Source organism: Arthrobacter sp. MYb227, from assembly GCF_002975435.1.
Lineage (GTDB): Bacteria > Actinomycetota > Actinomycetes > Actinomycetales > Micrococcaceae > Paeniglutamicibacter.
On the sequence record NZ_PCPT01000001.1, the window covers coordinates 730,962 to 757,025 of the forward strand.

Annotated in this window: 24 protein-coding genes; 13 read left to right on the top strand and 11 right to left on the bottom strand. The window is 56.9% G+C overall.

Going from position 1 to position 26,064, the window contains the following annotated elements:
* Nucleotides 1–338 precede the first annotated feature (338 nt).
* The gene (locus CQ018_RS03505; RefSeq protein ID WP_105548542.1) at nucleotides 339–1,445 is read left to right on the top strand and encodes an ATP-binding protein; all 1,107 of its coding nucleotides are present in this window, start codon (nucleotides 339–341) and stop codon (nucleotides 1,443–1,445) included.
* Between the two features lie 242 nt (nucleotides 1,446–1,687).
* Here CQ018_RS03505 and CQ018_RS03510 read toward each other — a convergent pair whose 3' ends face one another.
* Both CQ018_RS03510 and CQ018_RS03515 read right to left on the bottom strand, forming a co-directional pair.
* Nucleotides 1,688–3,037, bottom strand: coding sequence for a cell wall metabolism sensor histidine kinase WalK (locus CQ018_RS03510; RefSeq protein ID WP_105548543.1), 1,350 nt, complete (start codon nucleotides 3,035–3,037; stop codon nucleotides 1,688–1,690).
* On the bottom strand, nucleotides 3,034–3,708 hold the full coding sequence (locus CQ018_RS03515; protein ID WP_105548544.1) for a response regulator transcription factor: 675 nt from the start codon (nucleotides 3,706–3,708) through the stop codon (nucleotides 3,034–3,036). Before CQ018_RS03515 ends, CQ018_RS03510 begins: the two co-directional genes overlap by 4 nt.
* A 62-nt stretch (nucleotides 3,709–3,770) precedes the next feature.
* On the opposite strand from CQ018_RS03515, the gene CQ018_RS03520 reads away from it, so the two are divergent.
* From CQ018_RS03520 to CQ018_RS03535, 4 genes are all read left to right on the top strand, one after another.
* Nucleotides 3,771–4,937, top strand: coding sequence for a glycosyltransferase (locus CQ018_RS03520; RefSeq protein WP_181149701.1), 1,167 nt, complete (start codon nucleotides 3,771–3,773; stop codon nucleotides 4,935–4,937).
* Between the two features lie 6 nt (nucleotides 4,938–4,943).
* Entirely contained in the window at nucleotides 4,944–5,948 is a 1,005-nt protein-coding gene (locus tag CQ018_RS03525) for an SDR family NAD(P)-dependent oxidoreductase (RefSeq protein ID WP_105548546.1), read from the top strand.
* 394 nt (nucleotides 5,949–6,342) lie between these two features.
* Entirely contained in the window at nucleotides 6,343–6,627 is a 285-nt protein-coding gene (locus CQ018_RS03530) for a putative quinol monooxygenase (protein WP_105548547.1), read from the top strand.
* Between the two features lie 218 nt (nucleotides 6,628–6,845).
* Nucleotides 6,846–7,229, top strand: a complete 384-nt coding sequence (locus tag CQ018_RS03535) for a hypothetical protein (RefSeq protein WP_105548548.1) — start codon at nucleotides 6,846–6,848, stop codon at nucleotides 7,227–7,229.
* 50 nt (nucleotides 7,230–7,279) lie between these two features.
* On the opposite strand, the gene CQ018_RS03540 is transcribed toward CQ018_RS03535, so the two are convergent.
* From CQ018_RS03540 to CQ018_RS03560, 5 genes are all read right to left on the bottom strand, one after another.
* Nucleotides 7,280–7,606, bottom strand: coding sequence for a CopG family transcriptional regulator (locus CQ018_RS03540; protein WP_105548549.1), 327 nt, complete (start codon nucleotides 7,604–7,606; stop codon nucleotides 7,280–7,282).
* The gene (locus CQ018_RS03545) at nucleotides 7,581–7,916 is read right to left on the bottom strand and encodes a hypothetical protein (RefSeq protein WP_181149702.1); all 336 of its coding nucleotides are present in this window, start codon (nucleotides 7,914–7,916) and stop codon (nucleotides 7,581–7,583) included. The genes CQ018_RS03540 and CQ018_RS03545 overlap by 26 nt, the downstream gene beginning before the upstream one ends.
* A 518-nt stretch (nucleotides 7,917–8,434) precedes the next feature.
* Complete coding sequence (locus CQ018_RS03550) at nucleotides 8,435–9,196, bottom strand: DUF4097 family beta strand repeat-containing protein (protein ID WP_105548550.1); 762 nt, start codon at nucleotides 9,194–9,196, stop codon at nucleotides 8,435–8,437.
* A gap of 115 nt (nucleotides 9,197–9,311) precedes the next feature.
* Nucleotides 9,312–10,652 carry an FtsX-like permease family protein gene (locus CQ018_RS03555; protein WP_105548551.1) on the bottom strand — a complete coding sequence of 447 codons (1,341 nt, stop codon included), beginning with the start codon at nucleotides 10,650–10,652 and terminating at the stop codon, nucleotides 9,312–9,314.
* Nucleotides 10,649–11,428: an ABC transporter ATP-binding protein gene (locus tag CQ018_RS03560; RefSeq protein WP_219843987.1), complete on the bottom strand. Its 780-nt coding sequence runs from the start codon at nucleotides 11,426–11,428 to the stop codon at nucleotides 10,649–10,651. Before CQ018_RS03560 ends, CQ018_RS03555 begins: the two co-directional genes overlap by 4 nt.
* Before the next feature lie 106 nt (nucleotides 11,429–11,534).
* Between CQ018_RS03560 and CQ018_RS03565 the strand changes: the two genes are divergently transcribed.
* Both CQ018_RS03565 and CQ018_RS03570 read left to right on the top strand, forming a co-directional pair.
* Complete coding sequence (locus CQ018_RS03565; RefSeq protein WP_105548553.1) at nucleotides 11,535–12,701, top strand: sensor histidine kinase; 1,167 nt, start codon at nucleotides 11,535–11,537, stop codon at nucleotides 12,699–12,701.
* Nucleotides 12,702–12,738: 37 nt separating this feature from the next.
* Complete coding sequence (locus tag CQ018_RS03570) at nucleotides 12,739–13,404, top strand: response regulator transcription factor (protein WP_105548554.1); 666 nt, start codon at nucleotides 12,739–12,741, stop codon at nucleotides 13,402–13,404.
* Between the two features lie 288 nt (nucleotides 13,405–13,692).
* Here CQ018_RS03570 and CQ018_RS03575 read toward each other — a convergent pair whose 3' ends face one another.
* Nucleotides 13,693–14,043: a hypothetical protein gene (locus CQ018_RS03575; protein WP_105548555.1), complete on the bottom strand. Its 351-nt coding sequence runs from the start codon at nucleotides 14,041–14,043 to the stop codon at nucleotides 13,693–13,695.
* Nucleotides 14,044–14,226: 183 nt separating this feature from the next.
* Between CQ018_RS03575 and CQ018_RS03580 the strand changes: the two genes are divergently transcribed.
* The gene (locus CQ018_RS03580) at nucleotides 14,227–14,745 is read left to right on the top strand and encodes a universal stress protein (RefSeq protein WP_181149703.1); all 519 of its coding nucleotides are present in this window, start codon (nucleotides 14,227–14,229) and stop codon (nucleotides 14,743–14,745) included.
* A 795-nt stretch (nucleotides 14,746–15,540) separates the two neighbouring features.
* On the opposite strand, the gene CQ018_RS03585 is transcribed toward CQ018_RS03580, so the two are convergent.
* From CQ018_RS03585 to CQ018_RS03595, 3 genes are all read right to left on the bottom strand, one after another.
* Nucleotides 15,541–16,020: a hypothetical protein gene (locus tag CQ018_RS03585; protein WP_105548557.1), complete on the bottom strand. Its 480-nt coding sequence runs from the start codon at nucleotides 16,018–16,020 to the stop codon at nucleotides 15,541–15,543.
* 272 nt (nucleotides 16,021–16,292) lie between these two features.
* Nucleotides 16,293–18,113, bottom strand: a complete 1,821-nt coding sequence (locus tag CQ018_RS03590; protein ID WP_105548704.1) for a DEAD/DEAH box helicase — start codon at nucleotides 18,111–18,113, stop codon at nucleotides 16,293–16,295.
* A gap of 258 nt (nucleotides 18,114–18,371) precedes the next feature.
* Nucleotides 18,372–20,519, bottom strand: coding sequence for an efflux RND transporter permease subunit (locus tag CQ018_RS03595; RefSeq protein ID WP_105548558.1), 2,148 nt, complete (start codon nucleotides 20,517–20,519; stop codon nucleotides 18,372–18,374).
* 108 nt (nucleotides 20,520–20,627) lie between these two features.
* On the opposite strand from CQ018_RS03595, the gene CQ018_RS03600 reads away from it, so the two are divergent.
* The 5 genes from CQ018_RS03600 (at nucleotide 20,628) to CQ018_RS03620 (ending at nucleotide 26,057) form a co-directional block, all read left to right on the top strand.
* A complete protein-coding gene (locus CQ018_RS03600) occupies nucleotides 20,628–21,086 on the top strand; it encodes a MarR family transcriptional regulator (RefSeq protein WP_105548705.1) in 459 nt (152 codons plus the stop codon).
* Between the two features lie 143 nt (nucleotides 21,087–21,229).
* A complete protein-coding gene (locus CQ018_RS03605) occupies nucleotides 21,230–22,726 on the top strand; it encodes a glycoside hydrolase family 1 protein (RefSeq protein WP_258142380.1) in 1,497 nt (498 codons plus the stop codon).
* A gap of 79 nt (nucleotides 22,727–22,805) precedes the next feature.
* Nucleotides 22,806–23,426, top strand: coding sequence for a LysE family transporter (locus tag CQ018_RS03610; RefSeq protein WP_105548559.1), 621 nt, complete (start codon nucleotides 22,806–22,808; stop codon nucleotides 23,424–23,426).
* 92 nt (nucleotides 23,427–23,518) lie between these two features.
* Nucleotides 23,519–24,028: a low molecular weight protein-tyrosine-phosphatase gene (locus CQ018_RS03615; RefSeq protein ID WP_105548560.1), complete on the top strand. Its 510-nt coding sequence runs from the start codon at nucleotides 23,519–23,521 to the stop codon at nucleotides 24,026–24,028.
* Nucleotides 24,018–26,057 carry a chorismate-binding protein gene (locus CQ018_RS03620; RefSeq protein WP_181149704.1) on the top strand — a complete coding sequence of 680 codons (2,040 nt, stop codon included), beginning with the start codon at nucleotides 24,018–24,020 and terminating at the stop codon, nucleotides 26,055–26,057. Before CQ018_RS03615 ends, CQ018_RS03620 begins: the two co-directional genes overlap by 11 nt.
* Nucleotides 26,058–26,064: the final 7 nt, after the last annotated feature.

A 26,064-nucleotide genomic window follows, 5' to 3' on the forward strand; every position in this document is an offset into this window, starting at 1 on the left:
CCAGTAACTTCGGATGAGACCTGGTTACTGAGCTTCGCTTGGCCTTGGGAATACATCTAGATCGTGGGTATTCGCCAACGTCATGTGCACGGGGCCGAGCTATCCTCAGCCCCCAAAGCCATTGGGATAACCGTCCGAAACTGATCTGTCTGACTCTATCTGGATGCCTCGAGCAAAATCTTCCAACCGGCCCTTTCTGTCCGCGTCAGCGCTCCCTTGGAGCTATCTAGCAAACCTCACTTATGGAACCGGTAAGTACACCATTACTCACCTTGTACACAGAAGTACACAAGGTACACAGAGGTACACTGAGTACATAGCTATTCACAGGAGAAGTCGTGACCAGTCAGCAAGTAACTCAGAATCCTTTCCGTCCTACAGCAGGAGCCGAGCCACCACAGCTCATCGGCCGAAGCGGACTATTGGACGAGTTCTCCTATGGTCTGCAGATCCGCTCCGGGGCCCCTGGCTTGCTCACCATTTTTACCGGAGCCCGAGGCATCGGCAAGACCGTCATGCTCGGAGAAGCCGAAGATATCGCGCGCGCTCGAGGATGGATGGTGGTCTCAGAGACTGCAACGACAGGTTTCATGGGCCGAATCGGTGAAGCCATGCGCTCAGCAACCGAAGAGCTCGGTGACGGGCCGAAAGGCCGGAGAATTACCGGCATCGGAGCCGCCGGCTTCTCGATCACTTCACAGCTGCCTCCGGAACAGCAATTGGGCTGGCGGCAAATAGGCGAACAGCTCTTGCAGTTACTGGATGAGAAGCGCACCGGGCTGGTTATCACCCTCGATGAGATTCACGGTGCCAACCGCGATGAGCTTGCACAGCTTGCCGCCTTCGTTCAGCACTTTATCCGTCAAGGGCTGCCGATTGCCCTGTTGTTTGCCGGTTTGCCTGCCGCAGTATCCGATCTACTCAATGAAGGTGTAGCAACGTTCCTCCGCAGAGCCGATCGAATCGACTTGCATGCCACGGCAATCCGCGAAGTTGAGGATTCGTACCAAGAAACTTTCGCAAGCCTCGAACACCCAATTTCTCCGAAACTTATTCGGAAAGCAGCCAAGTCCACCGGAGGATACCCATTCCTCATCCAACTGGTGGGATACCACTTATGGCAAGTAGCAGAATCAAAAGAAACTCCACTGACAGAGGCTGGCGTTGATCTAGCTTTAGCTGCCGCGCATCGAAAAAACACTCGCGTAGTGCTAGCTGCGGCATTGGCCACGGCATCGCCCAAAGATGTCGAATTCTTGCAGGCAATGTCTGAAGATACTGGGCCGTCAAACACTGCTGAGATCGGTAGGCGACTTGGAGACGCAAAAAATACCATTGGCAACTATCGCGCTAGGCTCATCGACGCTGGGCTTATCCAGCCTGCCGGTCGTGGACTGATTGACTTCGCTATCCCAGGCCTGCGTGAGTATATCGCCGGGATTTGATGCTAAATCTCGCTGGCAACCAATCGTTATCTAGGGTCCGATCGCATTGAAATGGTATCAAGAATGTCTTTTGACCAGTCTCGGCTGGTAAACGGGGTGCTCGTTTTCCTCACGTTGACTGACCGATCCAAATATAAACGCTTTGGCTCTCATCGTAGAAGCACCTCTGGTCTTCCATCCGAAACAGGATCGTCTTGCGCGACACCGATGCGCGATAAACCATGTTCGGCGGCAATCCGGTCTTAGTGCACATCCGAGTAAAGGAACCGCGGGATGCTTATCACGAACGTAGAACCCGAAGTACTCGAAATCGCTTCAACTTCTCCATGGTGAAGTAGCGCAGTCGCTTTCACCATGGCAAGGCCCAGCCCCGACCCCACGGTTTTCCTTGCGTCTGGCGCACGATAGAAACGTTCAAACACGCGTTTGAGATCCTCTTGGGCTATTCCGGGCCCGGAATCTGAAACCGTCAATTTCAAGACATCACCAACCAGTCGAAGTCCTACATCCACCCGACCGTTACCCGGAGTGTATTTCCCCGCATTTTCAAGCAGATTCCCCATGGCACGGCTCAGCAGTGCTCGGTCACCGTCAATATCGAACAACTCAGCCTCCGGCAAGATCTCGAGCGACCAACTGATGTCGGGGAAGCGTTGCCGGGCAAGTTCTAAGCAATGCCGTACTAGTTCGGCCAGCAGGATTCCTTCGGTGAAGAAGAGTGAGTCCTCTCCCCGGGCCAAATCAATGATGTCTTCCACGGTCGATTGCATGGAGAGCACCTCGTTATCGATGGCCACGAAGATCTCATCATTAAATAGTGGTTGTTGCCGCAACAGTGAAACATTAGAGCGTAGCGATGTCAGCGGAGTCCGCAACTCATGGGATGCATCGGCGATGAGCTGTTTTTGTTGCTCCTGTGATTGCTTGAGTTCCCCCAGCATTGAGGCAAACGCTAGTGCCAGCTGTCCCACTTCATCAGTTCTTGTGACATCGATGATCGCCGTAGGGTCTTTGGTTCGCGCCACTTCCTCGGCGTTCCGAGTCAGCCGTTGGATGGGTTTCATGCCCCGGCGGGCCAGCAGGTAGCCGGCCCCTGCACCCGCGAGGGTGGCACCCAAACAGAGAAATGTCAGGAACCAGGCCAGCCGCTCCACGCTCGTTTGGACGCGGTCATCCCGCATCCCAACCGCCAGCGCGCGTTCGCCCGGGAGCTCCCTGACATAGACCCTGAGCTTCGTTCCCTCCGAGGACTGGGTGTTCAAGAAGCGCGGCGAGGTTCCGCGGGCGGCGTCGCGGATCTGGTCGTTGAGCACCATCGTGGAATTCGGTCCTGCCGCACTTTCCTGGGTGCCATCTGGACTGATGATCACGGCGCAGGCTGGTGAGGTCAACCATTTGCAGGCCTCGGTTTCGTCGAGTTTCCCGGTGGCATAGTAGTTCTCCAGTACCCTGGCCGATTCGCGTTGAAGGGCGACATCCTGGTTTGTCCGGATCTCATGGGAGGCCAGCCAATAGACCCCACCGGCAAGCACCACCGACACCAAGGCGACGGCCGCGGCAACCGCCAACGCGATCCGGGTCCGAAGCGTCACTTTTCACTCAGCATGTAACCGACACCGCGGATGGTCTTGATGATGCGCGGTGAGCCGTCCGCCTCAAGCTTTTGGCGCAGGCTACTGATATAGACCTCGATGGTGTTGGAAGCTGGCCCCAGATCGTATCCCCAGACGGCGTCGCCGATCTGGGCTCGTGAGAGGGCTGTATCGTGGTTTTCCGCGAGCACCGAGATGATGGCGAACTCCGTCCGGCTCAGGCTCATCACCCGCAAACCGCGTTCAAGGGTGTAGGTGGATTCGTCCAGACGTAGCCCTGCAGGCGGACCTATGACCGGCGGCAAACGACGGCCCAGGGCACGCAACCGCGCGGTGAGGACCTGCGCGTCAAAGGGCTTTGTCAGGTAATCATCGGCGCCCGCGTCGAGGCCCGCAACGCAGTCTTCAATCTCCGAGCGTGCGGTCAACAACAATATCGGCGTTCTGGAACCTGTTACGCGGAATACCCGGCAGAACGCCAGACCATCCATCACCGGCATAGTGACATCCACGACGAGCAAATCAATGTCGGTATCCTTCAACTGATTGAGTGCATCAAGCCCGTCGGTGGCCGTATGAACGCCATACCCCTCTGCTTCCAACAACGCCTTAGTTGAACTTCGCACGCTTGCGTCGTCGTCAACAATCATCACTACTGTCGGTTTCTGCATAACCCCCAGCTTAGCGAGGCCGATTTAAGAAACTCTTAATATTTGGTCGCCAAGCTATGAGCATGAATCAATTCACCGACCCACCAGAATCCGGCCAGCCGATCCATGTCGTCATGGCGGCAGGCGGAACCGGTGGCCACATCTACCCAGCCTTGGCTATCGCGGATCAGCTGCGTGCACTTGACCCGAACCTCAGGATCACGTTCTCGGGGACCACTCGCGGCATGGAATCTGAGCTCATCCCCCGGAACGGGTATGACTTTGCCCCGGTCAAGGTCATTCCCTTTAGCCGCCAGGAAGGCTGGAAGCGATTCCTGGTTCCCTTCATCCTGCTCTCCTCCGCGGTCAAAAGTGCCGTGAAATTTCGACGGGAACGGGTGGATCTGGTGATCGGTATGGGCGGCTACCCCAGCATGCCGGCGGTGCTTGGGGCCCGGTTCGCGGGCATTCCCCGGTTGCTGCACGAGTCAAACGCGATACCTGGCAAGGCCAATAAATTTGCGCTCTCGTTTACCAAGAACCTCGGAGTGGTATTCGCCGAGGTCGAAGAACGCAATCGAGGTGCCCAGCACGATGTTCGAGTCGTCGGACTGCCGATCCGAGACCTCGCACCGGCCGCCACCCTAAGTGGCCGCGACCCACTCCGGGATCGTCTGGGGTTGCGATCCAGTGACCGATTAATTGTTGTCAGCGGAGGAAGCGCCGGTGCCGTCAATCTCACGAATGCGGCACTGGAAGCGGCCTCAAATTGCATCACGGCCGACGACACCGTCTTCTTGATTAAAACCGGTGGCAAGGACTTCGATAGGGCAACGGAAAAACTTGCGGCTCTTCCCGCCGGAGCCAAGGTGCATCTGATAGCGCACATTGAAGACATGACCGACGCCTATGAATCCGCCGACCTATTCGTCAGCCGGGCGGGGGCCGCCTCCATCGCCGAGCTCTCGCAAAACGCCGTGCCATCGATCTTGGTCCCGTACCCGTGGGCGGCCGATGACCACCAAAGACACAACGCCGAAGCCATGGTGGCCAAAGGTGCTGCCGTGATGGTCGCGGACGCCGAGATTGACGGGAAAAACCTGGCCCTCCTGATTGACGACCTACTCTCGGTACCCGAAGCACTTCGGTCACTGTCGGCCCGGGCTTCAACCGACGAACACCGCCATGCAGCACAAAATATGGCCACCTGGGCACTGAGCCTCATCAAGAACCATTCCAACCGAAAGTAGAACTCCATGAACAACAGCAACTACTCCAAGGCCTTTGAGAACCGTACGGTCCTGGTGACCGGTGCCGAAGGATTTATCGGCTCACACCTGGTAGATCTCCTCGTGGAAGCAGGAGCACATGTGCGCGCTTTCACCCACTACAAGCCCTACGCGGAAAAGGGCTTCCTCGCCGCATACCAGGAGCACCCGCAGGTCACATTGCTCACCGGTGACATCCGCGACAGCGGCTGTGTGCTCGATGCGGTGGAGGGCACTTCCCATGTCTTCCACTTGGCCGCGCTGATCGGCATCCCCTACAGCTACACGGCACCCGAAGCATATGTGCAGACAAACGTCACGGGAACGCACAATGTCCTGATGGCGTGCCGACGCTTCAACAGCAGGATGATCCACACCTCCACCTCAGAGGTCTATGGAACGGCTAGGTACGCGCCAATCGATGAAGTCCACCCGCTTCAACCACAATCCCCGTATTCGGCTTCGAAGATCGCCGCCGACATGCTGGTTCAGTCCTACTGGAACAGCTTCGAAGCCGAGGTCGCCATCTGCCGCCCGTTCAACACCTTCGGACCACGACAATCGGCGCGGGCCATCATTCCCTCGGTGCTACAGCAGCTGCACGGCGGCGCAAAGGAAATCCGTCTCGGTTCGCTCACCCCCACCAGGGACTTCACCTTTGCCACCGATACCGCCCGGGGTTTCATGGCAATCGGAGCATCGCGAGAAACCAACGGGCAGGTCTTGAACCTGGGAACCGGAAACGAGATCGCCATCGGTGCACTGGTGGAAAAGCTTATCGAGGTTTCCGGAAGCAACGCCCGGATCTTGGTGGAGGAAGCCCGGATCCGCCCGGAGAAAAGCGAAGTGCACCGCCTGATTTCGGATAATACCGAGGTTCGTCGGCTCACCGGATGGGAACCACAAGTGACCCTCTCCGAAGGGCTGCAGTTGACTTCGGATTGGATCAAGGACAATCTCTCGGCGGCAAACACCAGTTCCTACGCCACCTAGAGATCTTCCACCGACGTGCTGGCTCTTGCTACCGGAGCTCTAACGATGGTGGGCGCGGGGAAACACCCGTGCGAGGTCGGGCTCGATCAAGGATTTGATTCTGAGCCGTTGGCCTTGTTGGGGTGTTTCCCCACGGGAACAGAATGATTGAGCAGGAGCGCGGTTTATAGGTGAAAGCGCCTACACAGCTAATCGCCTACTCGAAGTCGACTGCACCGTGCTTGCCCGTCCGCACGGGGGAAGGCTCTGCGGGACAGAATTCTCTTGGCGGGCCAAATCGATGAGGTAGGAACACCTCACTAGATGCAATCGGGGCAACTTCATTATTGGTAGCCTTGTGCAAGGCTGAATGTACCAGCCATCATCCCTTAACTTCCTTGAACGTAGGAGAAGAATGATCAGTGTTTTGGTGGGATCTTCGGTTGCGGCCGAGAATCTCGAAGAGGTCATCACCGTCTACGAAGTATTGGTCGCCGCGACCCTAAAAGAGCCCGGGTGCGTGAGCTACGAGCTCCTTCAGCTTCGTGATGATCGTTGTGAACTCATGCTTGCGGAACGGTGGCTCTCGCAGGAGCATTTAGACGCGCACACACGGACCGATCATTTCATTGAGGCCATGCACAAGCTCGAAACTCTGGAGATAGCAGCGCCAGCCCTGATCTTCAACAGCGCGGTCTAGTTCACGAAGCTACCGGCGTTTGTTTCTATCGCGGAGTAATGGTGGACGACGTGTGGGCGGTCCCGTAGGTGGATTCTTCAATGGGACGGCCAAAGCAAGGCTGTCGCTTCTGACTGGACCTTGGTCAGTAGTTGTGTTTCACCACAGCCATTTGGTTTCTGGATCTGATTGTCTGAGAGGACCCCACTTAGGCGAATAAGAGAAATCGAGGTAACTAGGTGTTTGTTCGGTACCAAGCGCACGTCCCCAACCGCCAGGGGCTCCATACCGGTGTATTTGGGCTTGCCAACGGGCTCGCTCACGGAGGAAAACTGAACGACGAAGAACGGACCGCTTGGAGGGCTGGAAACGACTGGTTCAATTTGGCCTACCCTGATCCGTCCGATTCAAATCCCAGTGTCTATGATCCGCAGGTAAACCCGCAAGCGGCGGCATGGTTCAAGGACACCGCCACGCATTTGCTTGAACGCATCGAACCGTACTTGGAAATGCTGAGGCGGCATGATGTGCAGTTTGTAAGACTGATCAGCGAGGATCCCGGGCGAGTCATCTATGAAGATGCGGTGCAGGTCGTCGTCGTTCCGCACATGACCGTGAACTGATTGTCATTTCTACAAGGCAACTCCACGGTTCCCATTCCGCGGGAGGAAGATCATGAGGACTTGGCCAGATACTCACTCAGTGCCCGCCGAATGACTTCGCTTGGCTTCATGTGAGCCTGCTGGGCAAAGGTTACCAGCTGGGCATCCATGTCTGCTGGCAACCGTACGGAGCGAGAAGGCGAAGATCCCTTTTCGCTCAAAGACGGTTTACCTACAGCACGTCGCACGGCTGTAGACGATCCCATGGCGGCTTCCAAGAGAGCCATCCCGGCTTCTGGCCCTGATGCCTTAGTGAGGCGTGCGTTGGGGGAAACCTCAGCATTTTCTGCCCAGGTCGCAAGTGCTTCGTAGTCAGTTGGCTGGTTTGGCGCAGTCATGTCTGCGTGGCTGCCCGCGGCCTTCTTGGTGCTCATCATTTGCCTCCTTTTCGGCAATGTGCAGAATTTTATCTCTAGCCTTCAAGACATGGAAGATAACGAAACCGTCCGGTGGGGTAATGACCGCCATGACTTCCAGGACCATGGAAGCAGCGCGGGTTTTCCCAATAAAGAGGTCAGGACGGCCCGATGAACCCGCTCGAGGTTCATCGAATTCTTCGACGCGATATTGGTAGTTCAAGATTGCAGGCAACGCATCTTCTCGTGCGATTCCATGCTTTGCCGCACTGGGTGTCCAAATCAGCGCCATACTTAATGTTGTCGCACAATACTCTGCAATATTGCAAGACAATATTCGCGGTTAGTCGTCAGATGAGCAATCTTTCACAGACGGCCACGTGCCGGGGTTCAGAATGAACGGTGCGGCAAGTATCGCTAAGAGTTTCGACTCTGACCAGAGGAATCTTGCTTCGAACATGACAAGTCCCGATGCCCCCGCGGGACAAATAGTTTCTGCTGAGAAGAAGGGTATGTGCATAGGGTCACGACAAGTGCACAACCATCAAAGCTTTTTGATTCGATTGATACGCCCGCTAGCGAAACCCTCTACGGACAGTCCGGGTGGGGATGCGTCATAGTACAAAATCGTTCCCTCGTGAATCATCTTCCCGGGCTCCTCAGGAACCCAGTAATCCGCTTAAGCCACGGTTCGCATCGTGTAAGAGCTGACGATCACCCTTATAAGAGGATGGACATCGCCCCTACCCCCCCTCCGCCTGCGCGGTGAAGTTTCGGGACAGGCGGAGGGGGGGTAGGGGCGGGTGAACTTTACTTGCCGCTCTTGATGGAGATGTCACCGTTGCGAGTCTCCACCGCAATGGCATGCTGGCTCGCGCTGGATTCGGCGACGGCTACGGTCACCTTGCCACTCTTTGTCCTCGTGTCCACCCGGTAATCCGATTCAGGAAGGGCTAGTTTGACGTTTCCGTCCTTACTTTTCACTCCGAGGTTCTCCGGTACGGCACCGAAGCTTAACTGAATGTCACCATTCTCCGAGGTAGCATTCACGGAAGGTGCCAAGACACCGTCTCCGGAGATATTTCCATTGTCACTGATCAATTCAAGCTTCTGGCCGCTGAAGTTATTCAACTGGATATCTCCCTTGCCCGTAGTTGCCATAAGATCTGTGCTGATTTCGGAAGCCTTGATCGAGCCGTTGGTGTTTTCGGCACTGATCACGGTGTTTCGGGGCACCTTGACTAAGTAGCGGGCCTTGCAGCCGATAGAGACCCCTGCGCAGTCAGCCGTAAGCGTCAGCTTGTTTCCTGCGATGTCCCAGTCCGAGGCGGGGGCGTTGCCATTGACAGAGCCACTGATTTGTCGTTCCACTTGGATCTCGTCAATATCCGCCGGAACAAGCTCTAGCTCCGCGGCATTGGACTGAACCGTGAGAATCGTGCCAGTGAATTCGAAGGTCTTTGAATCCTTGGGCGCATTGGCGAGATCATCACCGCTGCTGCACGCGGTGGCGGTCAGTGCGATGGTGCAGGCCGCGAGGATTGCGGTCAGGGCTCGGTATCGATTAGTCATGTGTGTGGTCCTTTGGATCTATGAGTTCGTGAAACGAATCTTGGGGGTGGTTTTTTGAGATGAGTTATGGTTTGCGACACCGTGCTCGCCATTGAACATCGCGCAATGGAGGGGTTCAAGTGCGAAGAGCTCGTACGGCGATAGTTCGCGTGGCTAGTGCGGATTGGATTGCCAGGGCTAGGCAGGTCGTGACGAGCGTTGCCAGGGCAAGAGTGCCAAGTATGATCCATGGGATCCCTGCAAATAGGCTCAAGGCATCGATGCGGGCACCTGCGGCGATGGTGAAGCCGGTGATGGTGAGCGTGAGCGCGCCGAAGGCTATGGCAGTGCCGGCGTAGATGACGCCTTCAAGGATTGCTGATTGCGCAATGACGCCGGGGCCGGCGCCGGCGACGCTGATCAATGCCGAGTCACGTCCTCGCTCCTTTCCCACCAAAGCGATAACTGCCAGACCACCGACCCAGGCCACGACGAAGACCCAGCCCAGAACGACCAAGACATCCCCCATCCCTGCGGTGCTGTTTGGCATCACGTTTCCCATCACGATGAAAAGCCCCACGAGGGAAAGGGAGAGCGCGAAAGGCAGGACGGTGGTGACACTTCGTGCGGCACGGGCTCGGCACGACTGCACGGCCAGATGCCATGCCACGTTTCGCGAGGGTACCAAAGCGGTCCACAGCTTCATCAGGGGCGTGAGTACCCAAGGACCCATGAGAAGCAGGAGGCAAATAAGGAACAAATTCCCGGCGAAGGCGAATGCAGTTCGTTGAGCCAAGCCACCAACGAGCTCCAGTCCGAGCCCGGGAATCCACATGCCAACGACACCGGCAAGGAGACACAGTGCGAAGATGCTGCGTGCGATCCCGGGCTTGGCGGCTGAATCGGTTGCGTCACGGAAAGCGCGCATTTCGGGTGTTCGTGCAGCCCTTGCGCTCACGCCCCAGCCACCGAGCACACAAGGGATGATCCCGGCGAGCAGACTAATACAAACATGCCATGCGTGGAATGCCACGGAGGCGTTGTTCAGATCGAGCCCGGTTACGGCCCATTGTTTAAGCGTGATGCCAGCGACCAGATACGCCGGCGCAATGGCCAGCGTGCCGGCGACAAGCCCCAACACTATGAGCTCGATGCGAAGAATTGCTTTGACCCGATGGCGCGGAATCCCCAAGATCACCCACAGCGCGTGCTCCCTGCGTTGAGTTGTCAAGGTCAGCCCGACGGTTGAAGAAATGATCCCCATGGCGGCAATCACCGTGAAGAAAACTATATTTCCCCCCAGCGCAATTGAAGCCGAGACTACTCGTGAATCGCCGGCGCTTTGAGCGGCAGAAATAGACGTGAACATGGCAATGAGGGAGCCAGCGACGCATGCAGCACCAACAACTGCGCACAGTAGCGCCCACAACCACATGGACGCCTGCATGCGAATATCGGCAAGGACCAAACGGATCATGAGCCGGATCCAACTGTTTCGTCCTCGGCTTGAGCTGCGAGTACAGCTTCGCCCACTGCCTGGGCATCTCCACCCGGGAGTATCCGGTGTACCCGGCCCGAGCCCAAAACCACCACATGGTCGGCGCGGGCTGCGGCGTGGGGATCATGGGTGACCATCAGCACCGATGTCCCTTGGGCAGGCAATGCCTGCAGCCAGTCAAGCACGACATGGCCGGACTTGAGATCCAGTGCACCGGTTGGCTCGTCAGCGAAAACAATCCGCGGCTGATTTGCCACCACCCGTGCGATGGCTACGCGTTGACGTTCACCTCCCGATAAACGGTCGGGTCGGCGACGGGCAAGCTTGCTGATGCCAAGTCGGCTCATGGCCTCAGCGACGGTGGCGCGTGGGATTCGGTGGCCCGCCAATCGTGCCGGAAGTGCGATGTTGTCTTCGACGCTCAGCGAGCTGACGAGATTGTATTCCTGAAAGACGAAGCCAATGTTTTCGCTGCGAAACGCGGCGAGCTCACGGGGGTTCAGTTCCAGGATGTTGGTGCCGAGAACCTTGACGGACCCGGAGGTTGCTTGTTCAAGTCCCGCAGCACACAGAAGCAGCGTGGATTTGCCCGAGCCGGAAGGTCCCACGATCGCGGTGAGGCGCCCCTCGGGAATGTCCAAGCTGATGTCGTGAAGGACTTGAGTGGTCTCCCGGCGACGTCCGGGTGAGGGAAACCCCATATTGACCCCGCGCAAACTTATACACGGGGTCAGTGACTTAAAGTTTTGTGGCATGTTCTTATCTAACGCTGTTTTTAGGGTCAGGGCACGGGTATTAGCTCCCGAGGGCGGTAGAGCTAGCTCTACATTCAGTAAGGGAGCTTGTCGATAGGATGAGTGAATGCCGCACTTTCATTCGGGCCGTCGTGTGCTCACGGAGATCATTGCGGGTGCGGCTTTTCCGGTGCTACTCGCCGGCGTGCTCGTCCTGCCAATTTCAGCAATCGCCGTAGCCGAGGCCGACCGACATCGTGCCCAATTTTGCGGTGCCCAGGCCATGCCGCTGCGCCCGGTTGGGCAAAGCTGGAGATCGTGGATCCGGGATCGCCTAGGAGTTTGGGCGCTGTGGCGCACTGACCTGCCCATCTTTCTTACCGCGCTTGTATTGTGCGCCATTTCCTTGATCGTCTCGTTCTTCGGATTCATCAGCACCTCGGTGCTCATTTTCAATCCGGTGCTCTGGGCCTTTGGGATCGAAGCAATGGTTGGACCATTCAAGCCGGGCAGTACGCAACAGGCCTGGCTCGCGGTACCGGTAGGTCTACTTCTCGGGGTCGTAACCGTGGTCATCCTGACCGCAATTTCGTGGCTACGCGATGCCTGCCTCAAGGCGTTCCTTAGTTCCTCGGAGCAAGATTTGATCGCCAAACTCGAGAAATTAGGCAGCAGTCGGGCCTCATTGACTCAAGCATTCGAAGCCGAACGCCAACGAATCGAACGCGATCTTCACGATGGGGCGCAACAAGAACTTATGGCGGTCGTAATGCGACTGGGAATGTTGGAGGCCGCGGCCTTGGCCCGGGAAGAAAGCTCCCTGGCCATTCAGGCCACGAATGCAAGAGAGCAAGCCGAGCATGCGTTAGAACGCCTGCGACAAACGGTGCGTGACATCCATCCCCGAGAACTCAGCGATTTCGGCTTGAAAGTCGCAGTTGAAGAACTCGCCGCACGCTCCCCGCTGCGCATCGAATTCACTGCAACGGGCGAGGATTCCTTATTGTCTTCACCCACGGCCGCGGCAATCTACTTTTCCGTCTCGGAAGCACTGACAAATGTTGCCAAGCATGCGGAAGTAAACCAAGCCCGGATTGAATTGCGTTGTGGGGCCGTTGGGGTCTGGGCCCAGGTGCGCGATGAAGGCTCCGGTGGAGTCGATATTGCTGCGGGATCGGGTCTGGCGGGACTCAGGGAACGGATGCACAGCATCGGTGGGGAACTCGAAATCAACAGCCCACCAGGCGCTGGTACGGTAGTGACAGTCTCGGCACCGTGCGAACCCACCTGGTAACTTTACAGACTTTGTTCCTGCTATCTTGGATGTCCTCATGAAAATTGTGTTGGCTGATGACAGCCTGTTGATGCGGGCCGGCATTCGAGAAATTTTGATTTCCAACGGTCACGAGGTGATTCGTGAGTGTGAAAGCGCAACGGAGCTCATCCTTGCCGTCGATTCACTCGCGCGCGATGCGGAACTGCCGGATCTGGTGCTGACCGACGTGCGGATGCCACCGGGCAACACCGACGATGGACTTCGCGCGGCAATCGACCTGCGCTCCCGGCATCGGGGGCTGCCCATCCTGGTACTCTCCGCATACGTCACGGGACCCTATGTGCGCGAACTATTGAAAGGTCCGGGCGCGGACGGGGCAGTGGGCTACCTGTTGAAAGAAAAGGTGGGTCGCATTGCGGACTTCCTTCGTGTGCTGGACACGGTCGCGGGAGGCGGGGTGGTTATTGATCCGGAGGTCATCAAATACATCACCCATTCAGCCACCGAAGACGGCCCCTTGGCACGGCTGACTCCGCGTGAATTGGAAGTCTTGGCTCTGATGGCTCAGGGACGATCCAACGCGGAAATTGCCGAGGAACTCTTTCTCTCTGCTGCTGCGGTAAGTAAGCATGTGGCGAACGTATTTCTCAAACTGGGGATGCCACCTGGCCAAGACAACCGCCGGGTCAAGGCGATCCTGACCTGGTTCGAATACAACTAGGTCGGCTCCTCCAAGTAATCCCGGTTGTTTTTTAAGCGTCTCAGTGGCCTGCACAAGGCGCTCCTGGAAGCTTGGCTAACCCACGAAGTACTCTGCAAGTTATGTCACTGACAGAAGTTTTCAGCACAACTCCCCCGTTCTCAGAAGAGGAAGGCTCTGTGGGACTCAGCATCGGCGGGATTCCCGATTCCTCTGAGCGAACTCTCCATGACACGACATTGTCGAACTGACGGTACATAACTTGGAGAGGCAGGTGATGACTTCTTCGGTTGCTTCAGAGAAGACTCATCAATCCGGGCTGTTGGCGGACGCTTCACCGGGATACTCCTGCGGGTGGGACAAAATGTAGGCCCAACGTTCACCGATCTCCGTGTCGGAGGGCCGGAGGAGTCGATGTATCGCATGGAGCGTCGGCACCAATAATAGAATGAAGACAAAGAACCCCACGAAACTCGCGGCAGCAGAGTCAGGGTGAAGATCGGCAAATATCTCCAATACCAGGATCAAGGTGATCCAACAGGCAATACCCACGTACTGGAACATGCGAAGGATTTCCCTGATCGTCAAAGGCCATGCGTTCTGCCCGAGTGAGAAAGGCTGAACGTAGTACCTATTCGTTCTTCGCCGTTTCTGTTTCATGACGAGTCTCCTTCAAGAGGAACCGTTTCTCTCAATTTTCTCGTCTGGTGTAAACACCGTCAAGGAACGCTGCGCTGACCGAGTGGCAGCGGCCGTTCCTTGCCAACCTGCACCCAGCACTAGGAGAATTGAGCCAGATTTCCCTTCGCTTTTCGAGCCGCCGAATACGAGGTGATGATGAGCATGTCAACGTTCCACGGCAACGGCCTGTTGCACGGAGCGATAGTGGTTGGAGTTCGACCGCATCAACACCCGCGTGTGCTCTCGATGGGCGTGCGGCTTGCTGCTGAGCTGAAGCAGTATCTAGTGTGCGTCTATGTGATCTCGTGTCCTGCCTTGGGGGAACAGATGGTTGACGATGACACGGATTTCTTCAGTCTGCCCCAGACAGAACGCGATGAGTTCGGCGGAAAACAAGTCGACGACTTGCAACAGCGTCTTGAGGATGTACTTCTTCAAGCACCTGTTCCGTGGGTCCTGAAGATAGCCTATGGAGATCCTGCACGGGCACTTGCCAAAGTGGCCGAGCGTCTTGAAGCGACCCTATTGGTTATCGGGGCCCATCAGAAAAGGACTCCGTGGAACTTGGGTCAGTTCAGGCATAACTCAATGGTCCTGCGAGCACTACTCCATCCGCAGGTTCCAGTGGTATTGGTCCCGACATCTAGCGCGAAGACACCTCCATCTTCAGCTGTTCCATAGCTGTTCCAACCCACTGACGGTTTCCAACCTGTGGGCTCATGCTTGTATCTCCGGGATAAATCAGCATCTTGCCGCAGAAAAACTGGTCCTGATCATGGCTCCGGCCTTGCGCGGCGGAAACCCGGAACACGAGCATCGGAAGATCGTGTTCAGATCGAGTTTCCCCCAGACAAAAGCGCCCAGGAAGCCGTCGACCGAACTTACGCGGGCTGAGAAACGGCGTCGGCTGCCTTTGACCGCACCTCGATGTCGGTTGCCCTGAAAGGGGACACAGCTCCGCAAGCGGAACCCTCACTGGGACCAATGCATCGAGAAGTCTAGAATTAGCGGGTGCTTTTTGCCTGTTTTCTGTATACGAGATAGGTAGCAGCTGAACAAACCGCAGCAGCAAGCGAAAGTACACCCCATAGTGGATTGACTGGAAAAGCAAAACCCGCAGCAACTAGGAGTAGGACAGTTGCACCAATCGATAGTGATTTCATTGCAGTAGCCTATCCAATTGCGAGCAAAAGTAAGCTCGACTGTGGCAATGTGACTTTCTGCGGGGTTTGTTTGAGAGTGTCCCGCAAGCCGGTCCTCTTGCGGGCAAAACTCCAGTCGACCTGCTCCTTTGAAAACTAGATATTTTTTCTGTCCCGTATACCCCGCCCGCAAAAATGCCCGGTGAAGGTACGCTAACTGGGACACTATTTAGTCCCTAAAAATGACAACTGCTGATGCCTCGTTGAAAGAGTTTAGCCAAGTGCTTCGGGCACCAATAAGCTGCGCTATTTTTCCATAGTGCAGCATTTTGTTCTAGCGGCCCAGCATTACATCGATACCAAAGTAGGCAAGGGCACCGAAAGCTGAACCCCACAGAATGATGGAAATGATCTGCCAGAAGATCACTTGGTTCTTCGAAGCGCCGAAAGAAACCAACGCGGCAGAGGTGATCTGACTCGGCAAGATCGCCTGACCCAAGAGGCTCACTCCAGCAACCCCGTACTTGTCAAAAGCGGCGCGAAGCTTCACGTACTTTGGCTTTGATTCTTTTTCTTCCTTGCCCTTGGTGACCGAACGGCGCAACAAGTGAGCGCCGTTGACCAGCAAAAGCATTGAAGCGACATTGCCGATGACTGCAGCAAGGATGGCAAGCACCGGATTCATACCAAGCACCACACCAATGACGGATCCAAAGTAGGACTCAATGAAGGGAATGGCTGCCGCAAGAATGACTGCAACCCACTGCAGTGCTGGCGGGAATGTTGCGGCGAAGTCCTGTACTGATTCGATCATTGTGTGATTCCAATTCGGTCGGTCGGCAAATTCTTTGCCGTCGGCTCTTTACACACCTAAGCCTATGAATAAGCACCGCTCCCCTGCCGGCCCTTGCGGATGAGATCGAAGGCAGACAACAAGGCCCACTTCATACAAACGGATGAGTCGATTCGCCCCTACTCATTGGCGTTAAACACCTAGTGGGTCGCCTGCACAAGTTTCCTTGTACACGCGACCCACTAGGTCTCATGCTTTTGGGCTAGTTACTTTCAAGCCCAGACGCTGAAGTCTTAGTAGCTGCGGCCGTTCGAGGCCGGTGCCGAGGCACGGCGCGGACCGCGTGAGCGGCCGCCACCACGGCTTGCACCGTTCGCCGCTTCAACCTTTGAAGCACCTAGGGCTTCGCCAACTGTATTTCCACCGCGTGGGCGTGAGCTTGCGCCCGACCCCTGACGCTGGCCCGCATTGTTGCGAGCGGTTGCGTTACCGCGTCCGGCACCACGACGAGCCACATCGCGATCGTCCTGGCGCATATCAGCACGGCGATCCGAGCGGTTGCCCCCACGGCTGTCTTCGCGGCGTTCGCCACCACGAGGCGCCGAACCGTTGCCACGTGAATCATTGCGGCGTTCCCCGGTGCGAGCACCCGGTGCTGCATAGCCGCGACCTTCGCCACGGTTTTCGCTGCGGCCTTCGCTGCGACGTTCGGACACGCTATTACGGGTTGAAGTTGCCGCGTAGCCCCGCCCTTCAGCACGGCGCTCGCCACGATTTTCATCGCGGTTACGCGGGGCTTCTGAGGAATTGCTGCGAGCCGGAGCATTGCTCTTGGAGGTTCCACGACCGCCACGACGACGGCCACGGCCCCCCGCGGCATCCGAATCGTTCAAGGTGTCCTTGCGGACCGTGGCAGTGCTGCGCAGCTGCGGTGCAACATAAGCAACCGGCTCTGCGCGCTCGCCAACAACGTCGGAGACGATCTGGGCGTTTGGGGTTACCTTGACGATCGGCACCTTCAGGCCGGCTGCCTTCAACAGTGACTTAACATCGCTCTGCTGATCCGGGGTGGCGATGGTGACAACGGTTCCGTCCGAACCGGCACGAGCAGTACGGCCCGAGCGGTGCAGGTAAGCCTTGTGCTCGGCCGGTGGATCGATGTGAACAACAAGTTCAACACCGTCAACGTGTACGCCACGGGCCGCAACGTCGGTTGCCACAAGTACGCGGGCATCGCCTGCGGAGAATGCGGCAAGGTTACGGTCGCGAGCGTTCTGGCTCAGGTTGCCGTGCAAATCAACGGTGGGGATGCCGCACTTGGACAGCCAGACGGCCATCTTCTTGGCGTGGTGCTTGGTGCGCATGAACATGATGCGACGACCGGAGCCGGAGGCCAGGGTGCGGACCAGTTCCTTCTTGTCGTCGTTTGAAACCATGAACACGTGGTGTTCCATGGTGTTCACCGAGGCCGAAGGAGCGTCAACCGAATGCACGGTTGGGTTATCCAGGTAACGCTGGACCAGCTTGTCCACGCCGTTATCCAAAGTCGCGGAGAAGAGCATGTGCTGGATACCGCGCGGAGCCTGGTCAAGGATGCGCTTGACGACCGGAAGGAAGCCAAGGTCTGCCATGTGATCGGCTTCGTCAAGGACGGAGATTTCTACGCGGGAAAGATCTGCAACGCGTTGCTTGAGCAAATCTTCGAGGCGACCCGGGCAGGCAATGAGGATGTCAACGCCGGCGTTGAGTTCCTTTTCCTGGCGTAGCTGGGAGACGCCACCAAAGACCACTGCGGTGCGCAAATCTGCTGCCTGGGCCATTGGCTCAACAACCTTGGCGATCTGGGTTGCCAGTTCGCGGGTTGGTGCCATGATCAGGGCACGGGGGAAACGTGCCTTGCGTGGCTTGGGGTTAGCGGCCAGTCGGGCGACAACGGGAAGCGAGAAGGCAAGGGTCTTGCCCGAGCCGGTCTGTCCGCGACCTAGGACGTCGCCACCCTTGAGGGTGGTTGGAAGTGTTGCTTCCTGGATGGGGAATGCTGTTTCGATTCCCTGGTCGGCAAGGACCTGGGCGAAGATTGCGGGCACACCAAGGGAAGTGAATGAAGGACTCACGTGGTTCTTTCTCTCAAAGCTTCGCACGACGGTTTCGGCGCGCGTGGTCGCCGAAGAAAGAGAGAGCCAAGATGGCGCAAAGCGCACATGGTGCACACCGTGATCATTCAAAGAGAAAGATGTATCGAACGGCGGACCGGGAAATCTAATCTGTCGACGCATGGACCGCTGAACCCCTAGGAAACTAATCTTTAGGAATTACCGATCCACAAGTTTCAATCTTATCAGTACACCAAGGTTGACCGGACGAGAGATCCGTTACCTTTTAGCTCCCAACTCACTTGGCCACCACACCCTCGGGCCGATGTCATAAACGAGAGCCGGAACTAAGAACGATCTGACCACCAAGGTATCGAGCAGGACACCGAAGGCAACGATGAATCCGAGCTGAACTAGGAACATGATCGGGATGATGCCTAGGGCGGCGAATGTTGCGGCAAGCACCACACCGGCCGAGGTGATCACACCGCCGGTCACCGAAAGCCCACGCAGCACGCCGGCTCGTGTTCCATGCAGCATTGACTCCTCGCGGACTCTGGTCATTAAGAAGATATTGTAGTCAACACCCAAAGCAACGAGGAACACGAAGCCAAAGAGTGGTACCGAGGGATCTGCACCAGAAAATTTGAAGATTCCGTTGAATACCCAGGCCGATATGCCCATCGCCGTTCCATAGGACAGCACGGTGGTTGCCACAAGCAATACCGGGGCAACGATGGAGCGTAACAACAACATCAGGATCAGCAGGATGGCACCGAGGATCAGCGGGATGATCTTCACTAGGTCGGTCTCGGCGGTTGTCGCCGTGTCGCTAAGTGTTGCCGTGGTGCCGCCGACCAGGGATTCCGGGTCCATTCCGTGGATGGCGGTTCGGAGCTCGACAAGTGTTGCCTTGGCGGCATCCGAGTCGGCGGCATCATCAAGGGTGATCGAGATCAGCGATTTACCCTCAACAACTTGGGGTTTGCGCCCCGCATCCGCCAGCGCCGGTCCCCCGTCCGGGGCCTGGATATAGGCGGAAGCTACCCCGTCAAGCTTTTCGATTTTCGGAAGCGCTTCCTGGGCGGTGCCGCTACCAACGATGGCGAAGGCCGGGCTGCCGGTGCCACCGGGGAAATGCTGGCCCAGGACCACTTGTCCGTCGCGAGAATCGGTTTGCCCTAAGACAAGGTCGCTTTGCGGGACCCCTGATGCCTTGAACTGGGTCACTCCTAGGGCACCAGCCACCAGGAGAATCGCTGTAATGATCCAGATCGGGCGCGGATGGCGTCCCACGAATCTTGCGAGGTTTCCCCAGAGTCCATCCGGGAGTTCCTCGGGGCCCAATGGACGGGCGGGTTTTGGTATGAACGGCCAGTAGGCCGAACGCCCCAACAGCCCCAGTGCAGCGGGCAGAAAGCTCAGCGCCGCGATGATGGAAAAGACAATGCCGCTGGCGCCGATGGGCCCCAGTGCCTTGTTCGAGTTCAGGTCGGAGAACAGCAGGCACAGCAGGCCCACGGTCACGGTGCCGCCGGAGGCAAGGATTGGTTCGACCGAACGTTTCCAGGCAATGGTTGTGGCCTCCCAACGGGTTGCCCCGTGGGCCAGCGCCTCGCGGTGCCTTGCAACGTACAGAAGCGAATAGTCGGTGGCGGCTCCAATGACAAGGATCGAGAGGATTCCTTGGCTTTGCCCGTCCAGCCGGATCCAACCTTCCTTGGCCATGAAGTACACGGCAACGATGGCCGCACACAACGCAGCGACGGCAGTGAATAGGACCACGAAGGGCAGCAGGATCGAGCGGTAGACCAGCAACAAGATCAACAGCACCGCCGAGAGTGCCACGCCCAGCAGCACCCCGTCAATGCCGCCGAATGCCTCCACCAGGTCCGCGTTGAACCCGGCAGGCCCCGTCACGTAGGCGCGAGTGCCCTCGGGGATCCGCTCATCAAGCTCGGTGCGCAGCGCCTGAACAGCTTCCTTGGTTTCACCGGATGTACTCAGTGGCACCAACAGCTGGGCGGCTAGTGAGTCTTGCGAGGCGAAGGGCCCGATGATTTCACCGTCGAGATCCCGAAGGTCTTTCAGCGACTCGGCGACCTTGGCAATGGCAGCCTGGTCCAGGGCCGTATCGCCAGCGATGACAACGACTGCTGGAATCGCATCGGAGGTGCGGAATTTTGCTTGCCATTCGAGTGCCCGGGTGGCCTCGGCCGAGGCTGGCAGGAATGACGCCTGATCGGTGGTCTGCACCTCGCTAAGCTTTCCGAAGGTTGGCCCACCCACCCCGGCAACACCGAGCCATACGAGGACCAGAACTACCGCAACTAAGGCACGCGCCTTGCCGCTCACCGCCAATTTGTTCTTGCCGGATGAATCTGGCTGAGTCGTGGCTACGACTGGTTCCGCAACGTGCTTCTCCATGGTTTCCCTTTTCGCGATGGCGAACTTCTCGAGATGAAAACAAAGTACCTGCCCTAAATAATATTTCCATCATGGAACTACCGCAACCTCGGACTTATGATTGGCTTTATGAATTCTTCCTCGGCCCACGCTTTGCTGTTGCTGCTTCAGCAGTTTGTGCAGGCCTCCGACCGGTATGTGGAGTCAACAGGAACTCGGCATCACCTCCATCGCACCGATATGAATGCGATTGCAATCATCATCCGATTCATGCTGGCAGGGAATGCCCCAACCCCGGGAGAGCTCTCGCGTGAACTCAGCTTGAGTGCCCCAGCGACCAGCGCGCTACTCGAGCGACTCGAACGCAGTGGTCACGTTGAACGCCTGAGGATCGATAATGACCGCCGCGTGGTGCGCATACGCATTACCCAGAAAGCCAAAACGGAAGGACAACTCATGTTCGCTCCGCTTGCCGCAAGCATGATGGGAATCATCGCAAATTACGCAGAGTCCGACATAGCCTTAATTACCAAGTTCATGACCGAAGCCATCTCCGGCGTGGACAATGCGAGCAAAGTGGGCGAATAACGCCCGGGTATCCCTCCAACATCCCCCAGGGAACTCTTTTTCACTTCCGATTCTTCATGGTTCAAATCCGCCACGAGTACTAGGCTCAGGGTAGAAGCCTGCCCAACAGCCCCGGGCAGTGCAGGACAAGTGAGGAACCGCTCGTGACCGATTCCAGCCTTCCCCCGCCAGCCGGGTTTTCCGCCCTGACCTACGGTTACAAAACCGCCACCACGTTGGAATTCCCAGCTGATTTCAGATTTGGGTCGGCTACCGCCGCTTTCCAAATCGAGGGCGCAAGCACCGAGGACGGCCGCGAAGATTCCATCTGGGATACCTTTTGCAAAGTTCCCGGAGCGATCTCCGGCGGCCATGATGGCTCAATAGCAGCAGATCACTATCACCGGATGCCGCAGGATGTTGCATTAATGAAGCGGCTGGGCCTTGATACTTACAGGTTCTCTACCTCATGGGCACGGATCAAGCCCGGAGATCGCGAGCTGAACCCGTTGGGCATTGACTTCTATTCCCGGCTTGTTGATGAGTTACTCGAGCAAGAAATAACACCCTGGCTCACGCTCTACCACTGGGATTTACCCCAAAGCGTCCAAGAGTCAGGAGGTTGGGCCAACCGTGAAACCGCCTACCGCTTTGCCGACTACGCCGTTGAAGTTTTCCAAGCCCTCGGGGACCGAGTCAAGCATTGGACCACCCTTAATGAGCCGTGGTGTTCCTCATTCCTTTCATATGCGGCCGGCGAACATGCTCCTGGCCTCACCGATCCGTCCCAAGCAGTTGCCGCCGCACACCATTTACTCCTCGGCCATGGACTAGCCACACAACGCATGCGCGAACTCAGCAGTCGTGAGCATTCTTTGGGCATCACTTTGAACTTCACCGTTGCAGATCCGGCCGACCCCACAGACGCTCAGGACGTTGATGCTGCCCGGGCAATCGATGGAGCGTTCAACAGAGTCTTCCTTGACCCGATATTCCGTGGCAGCTACCCCAAGGATGTCCTTGCCGATATGAACGCTGCGGGACTATCGGCTTGGATTAGGTCTGGTGACCTTGAAACCATTAGCGCACCCATCGATGTCCTGGGAGTGAATTACTACAACGGGATGCTGGTCGCCGCACCCATCCAACCATTGCTACCCGAGAAGGATCTCTTCCTAACCGGTCCCGGCGGGCTTCCGCGGCGCAGCCCCTATGTGGGCTCCGAGCGTGTGCGCACCATTGCAAGGGACTTGCCAGTAACGGCAATGGGATGGGAAGTACAGCCCGAGGGGCTTGAAAGGCTCTTGCTGCGACTTCAGGACGAGTACGTGGGACCCGCCGGCATTCATATGATCATCACCGAGAACGGGGCGGCCTACGATGATGTGCCCGACGAATCTGGGTTTGTTGATGATTCGACCACTCGTGGTGCCTACCTTGAAGCACATTTACGTGCCACTCACCGGGCGATGAAACAAGGTGCCGATGTTCGCGGCTATCTCGTGTGGTCCCTCTTGGATAATTTCGAGTGGGCCTGGGGGTATGAGAAACGATTTGGTGTGGTTCGCGTTGACTACGAATCATTGGCTCGCATCCCCAAGGCCTCGGCCCTTTGGTATTCCCGGATTGCAGGTTCCCACCGGTTACTTCCCCCTGCGTAATCTCACCGAATGTCTCACGTGATGGGACACTAAATGTCAGCATTCAAGATTGTAGTTATGGCTCACATAAACTGTTGCGGTGACTCTTTCCCTCTGGCTTTCGCTGCTTGGCGCTTCCACACTCATTAGCTTCACCCCGGGTGCCGGCGCCATTAATACAATGACCAATTCGCTGAACTCTGGCTTCAGGCGTTCCATGTGGGGAATTCTAGGCCAACAGGCTGCGCTGTTGGTTCATGTTGTCATTGTTGCAGCAGGCGTTGGACTACTCGTGTCACGTTCCCCCATCATCTTTACCGGAATCCGCTATGCCGGTGCCGCATACCTTGTCTATCTTGGCGTTCGGTTGATCCTTGCCAAGCCACAAAGTGCCGAAGAAATTTCCATGGGTGGGCAAGAGCCAGCACTAAAAATGTTTACTCGCGGGCTCTGGGTCAATTTGCTCAATCCCAAGGCAGTTGTCTTTTTCTTGGCATTTACACCTCAATTCATCAGGTTAGATCAACCAGCACTCCCCCAATACCTGGTCTTTATTGGAACAATCGTTGTTGTCGATATTTTGGTCATGTGGTTCTTTTTTGCGGCAACGGCCAAGAGTTTCAGCCGTTTTACGGCTACAGAACGCGGTCAACGAATCCTCAACCTTTCCTTTGGCACCCTCTTCATTTTTGTTGCAGCGCTACTGGTATTTATTCACTAACTACCAACTACTTCAGGGCACAATCCGATAACCTTCGGCTTCCGGCGCGTTTGAGCCTGTCACTAGGGGCTCAAGCGTCCTAGACTGAATTCATGTTTCGGATAATGACAGTGTGCACAGGCAACATTTGCCGCTCTCCCATGGCCGAGTACATGCTTCGCACTGCACTGCGCGATGCAGGAATCAGCGACGTCATGGTCTCGTCTTCAGGCACCAGCAATGGGGAAGTCGATAAGCCCATTGACCCGCGCGCCGCCGCGATCCTCCAATCCCACGGAATCAACGCCGAAGAACATGTTGCTCAGCTCCTCACACCCGAGGAACTCACCGGCATGAATCTGGTCTTGGCCATGGACGAGGACCACCACCACGCATTAGAAAAAATGCTCCAATCTATTGCTCCGGAGCAACGCCCCGAACTACGCATGATGCGTTCCTTCGACGCGTCCTTGGCCAAATCAACGCATGAAGAACAAGGAATCTACGACCCGTGGTTTGGTGACTCGGCAGATTTCCGGCTCTGTTGGCAAATGATCAGCTCAGCAATACCGGGCGTACTTGACTACGTGCGCGCCCACACCATGCCCTCACGTGGCAACTAACCCCGCATTCATCCTCGGCATTGACGGTCGCTCCGGCGCTGGAAAAAGCACGCTTGCCGTGGAACTCGCTACCGAACTACGCCGTCACCGAGACGTAGCCATCTTCCACCTCGAAGACATCTATCCCGGATGGGACGGCCTTGCAGCAGGCTCCGCCGCCTACGTTTCCGATGTTTTGGCTCCACTACGCCGCGGCGAGCACGCAACATGGGACACTTGGGATTGGGTCAAGAGCATTCCCGGGACCGAAGCCACCCTGCCACCAGCACCCGTGATCATCATCGAAGGTGTCGGTGCTGGCTGCGCAGCAGCGCGCGACATGCTCGATGCCCTGATCTGGGTTGAGGTTCCAGATGACACTCGAAAATCCCGTGCCTTAGACCGCGACGGCGAGGTTTTTGCCGCACACTGGGATCGCTGGGCGGCCCAAGAAGATGCCTATCTATCCATGGACCAGGTACCCCAACAGGCAGATATTGTAGTGAACAACCGTGCAGATGGGAGCGCAGCACCCCACGCCCTGCGAGCGCTAAGTGCGCTACCTAATGCCTACAGATTTTTGGCACTCGAACGTGCTGTGGCCTCGGCACAGCTACCGGTGCACCAGCAAATTCAGGGTTCTCCGGATACGGCAGCATTGTTTGAAGCGCTCTACAAGGATTCCCACTACGCGGTGTTACTCGAATCAAGCAACCTTGCCTTTAGCGACCCGCGGCAACGAAACCGTTTCAGTATTATGGGTGCCGCAAATACCGAGTCGAGCGCCATCTTTGAACATACTGGTGGGCAGGGAATCCTGCGCGAAGGTACGGCCACCGCCAGAATACCCGGTGGATTTTTTGAGTTCTTGGCTCAGCAATGGGACACCGGCGCCTTCCTACCCGATACTTTAGAACTACCGTTTGTTCCGGGGTGGCTTGGCTATCTCGGGTATGAGCTGAAACGAGAAACCGGGGGAAGAAATATCGTCCCGACGGCATCCGCCGGTGGCAGCATTGCCGATGCCGCGCTAATCCGTCCCGCCCAGGTCATCATCCTTGATCATCAGGTGGGGATGGTGCATCTTTTGTGTGCAGCTGATGGTGATCCGAAGGCTTTCAGCAGCCAGGTTCAACAGGTGTTGGCTCAGTTGCCAGCCGCTGTTGAACTACCTCGGCCGTTGCTTCCGGCTCCAATCTTTGAATCGCATGATGACCAGCATGGGTATCTGGCTAAGGTACGCGCCGCACAGGAACAGATCCGGCAGGGCTATAGCTATGAAGTTTGTCTAACCACGTCCCTGCGGGCCCAGAATATTAGCTGCGAGCCGTGGCAGAACTATGTGAGGTTGCGAGCCGCAAATCCCGCTCCATTCGCTCATTATCTACGCTTTGGAAACATGGCGGCAGCCAGTACTTCCCCCGAACGTTTCATGTCTATTGCGGCCAATGGATGGATGCGTGCCGAACCCATTAAGGGAACCCGGCCACGGGGCAAGAGCGCCGCAGAAGATGCTGCACTGATCCAAGAACTTGAGTCTTCAGCCAAGGATCGTGCGGAGAACATCATGATCGTGGATCTTTTGCGCAATGATTTATCGCGCTTTGCCGATCCTGCGACACTTTCGGTTCCCCGCTTATGTGCCATTGAATCCTATGCGACAGTGCATCAGATGGTTTCAACGATTGATGCCCGGTTGCTTCCCGGTGCTTCGCGTGCCGAGGCCATTGCTGCCGCGTTCCCCGCCGGTTCGATGACCGGGGCACCAAAGATTTCAACAATGCGGATTCTTGACGAGCTTGAAGATGGGCGAACTCGTGGCCTGTATTCCGGTGCAGTTGGATATTTCTCTGCCACCGGTGCCACGGATCTATCGGTGGTGATTCGTACCTTGGTGATGTCTCATGCCAAGGAAACCGACACCTGGGATCTGAGTCTTGGGGTCGGTGGGGCAATTACCGCGGATTCTTCCCCCCAGGAAGAATGGGATGAGGTACGTACCAAGGCATTCGGTGTGCTCTCTGCCTTGGGTTCGGTTTTCCCTGCCTGATCAGGGA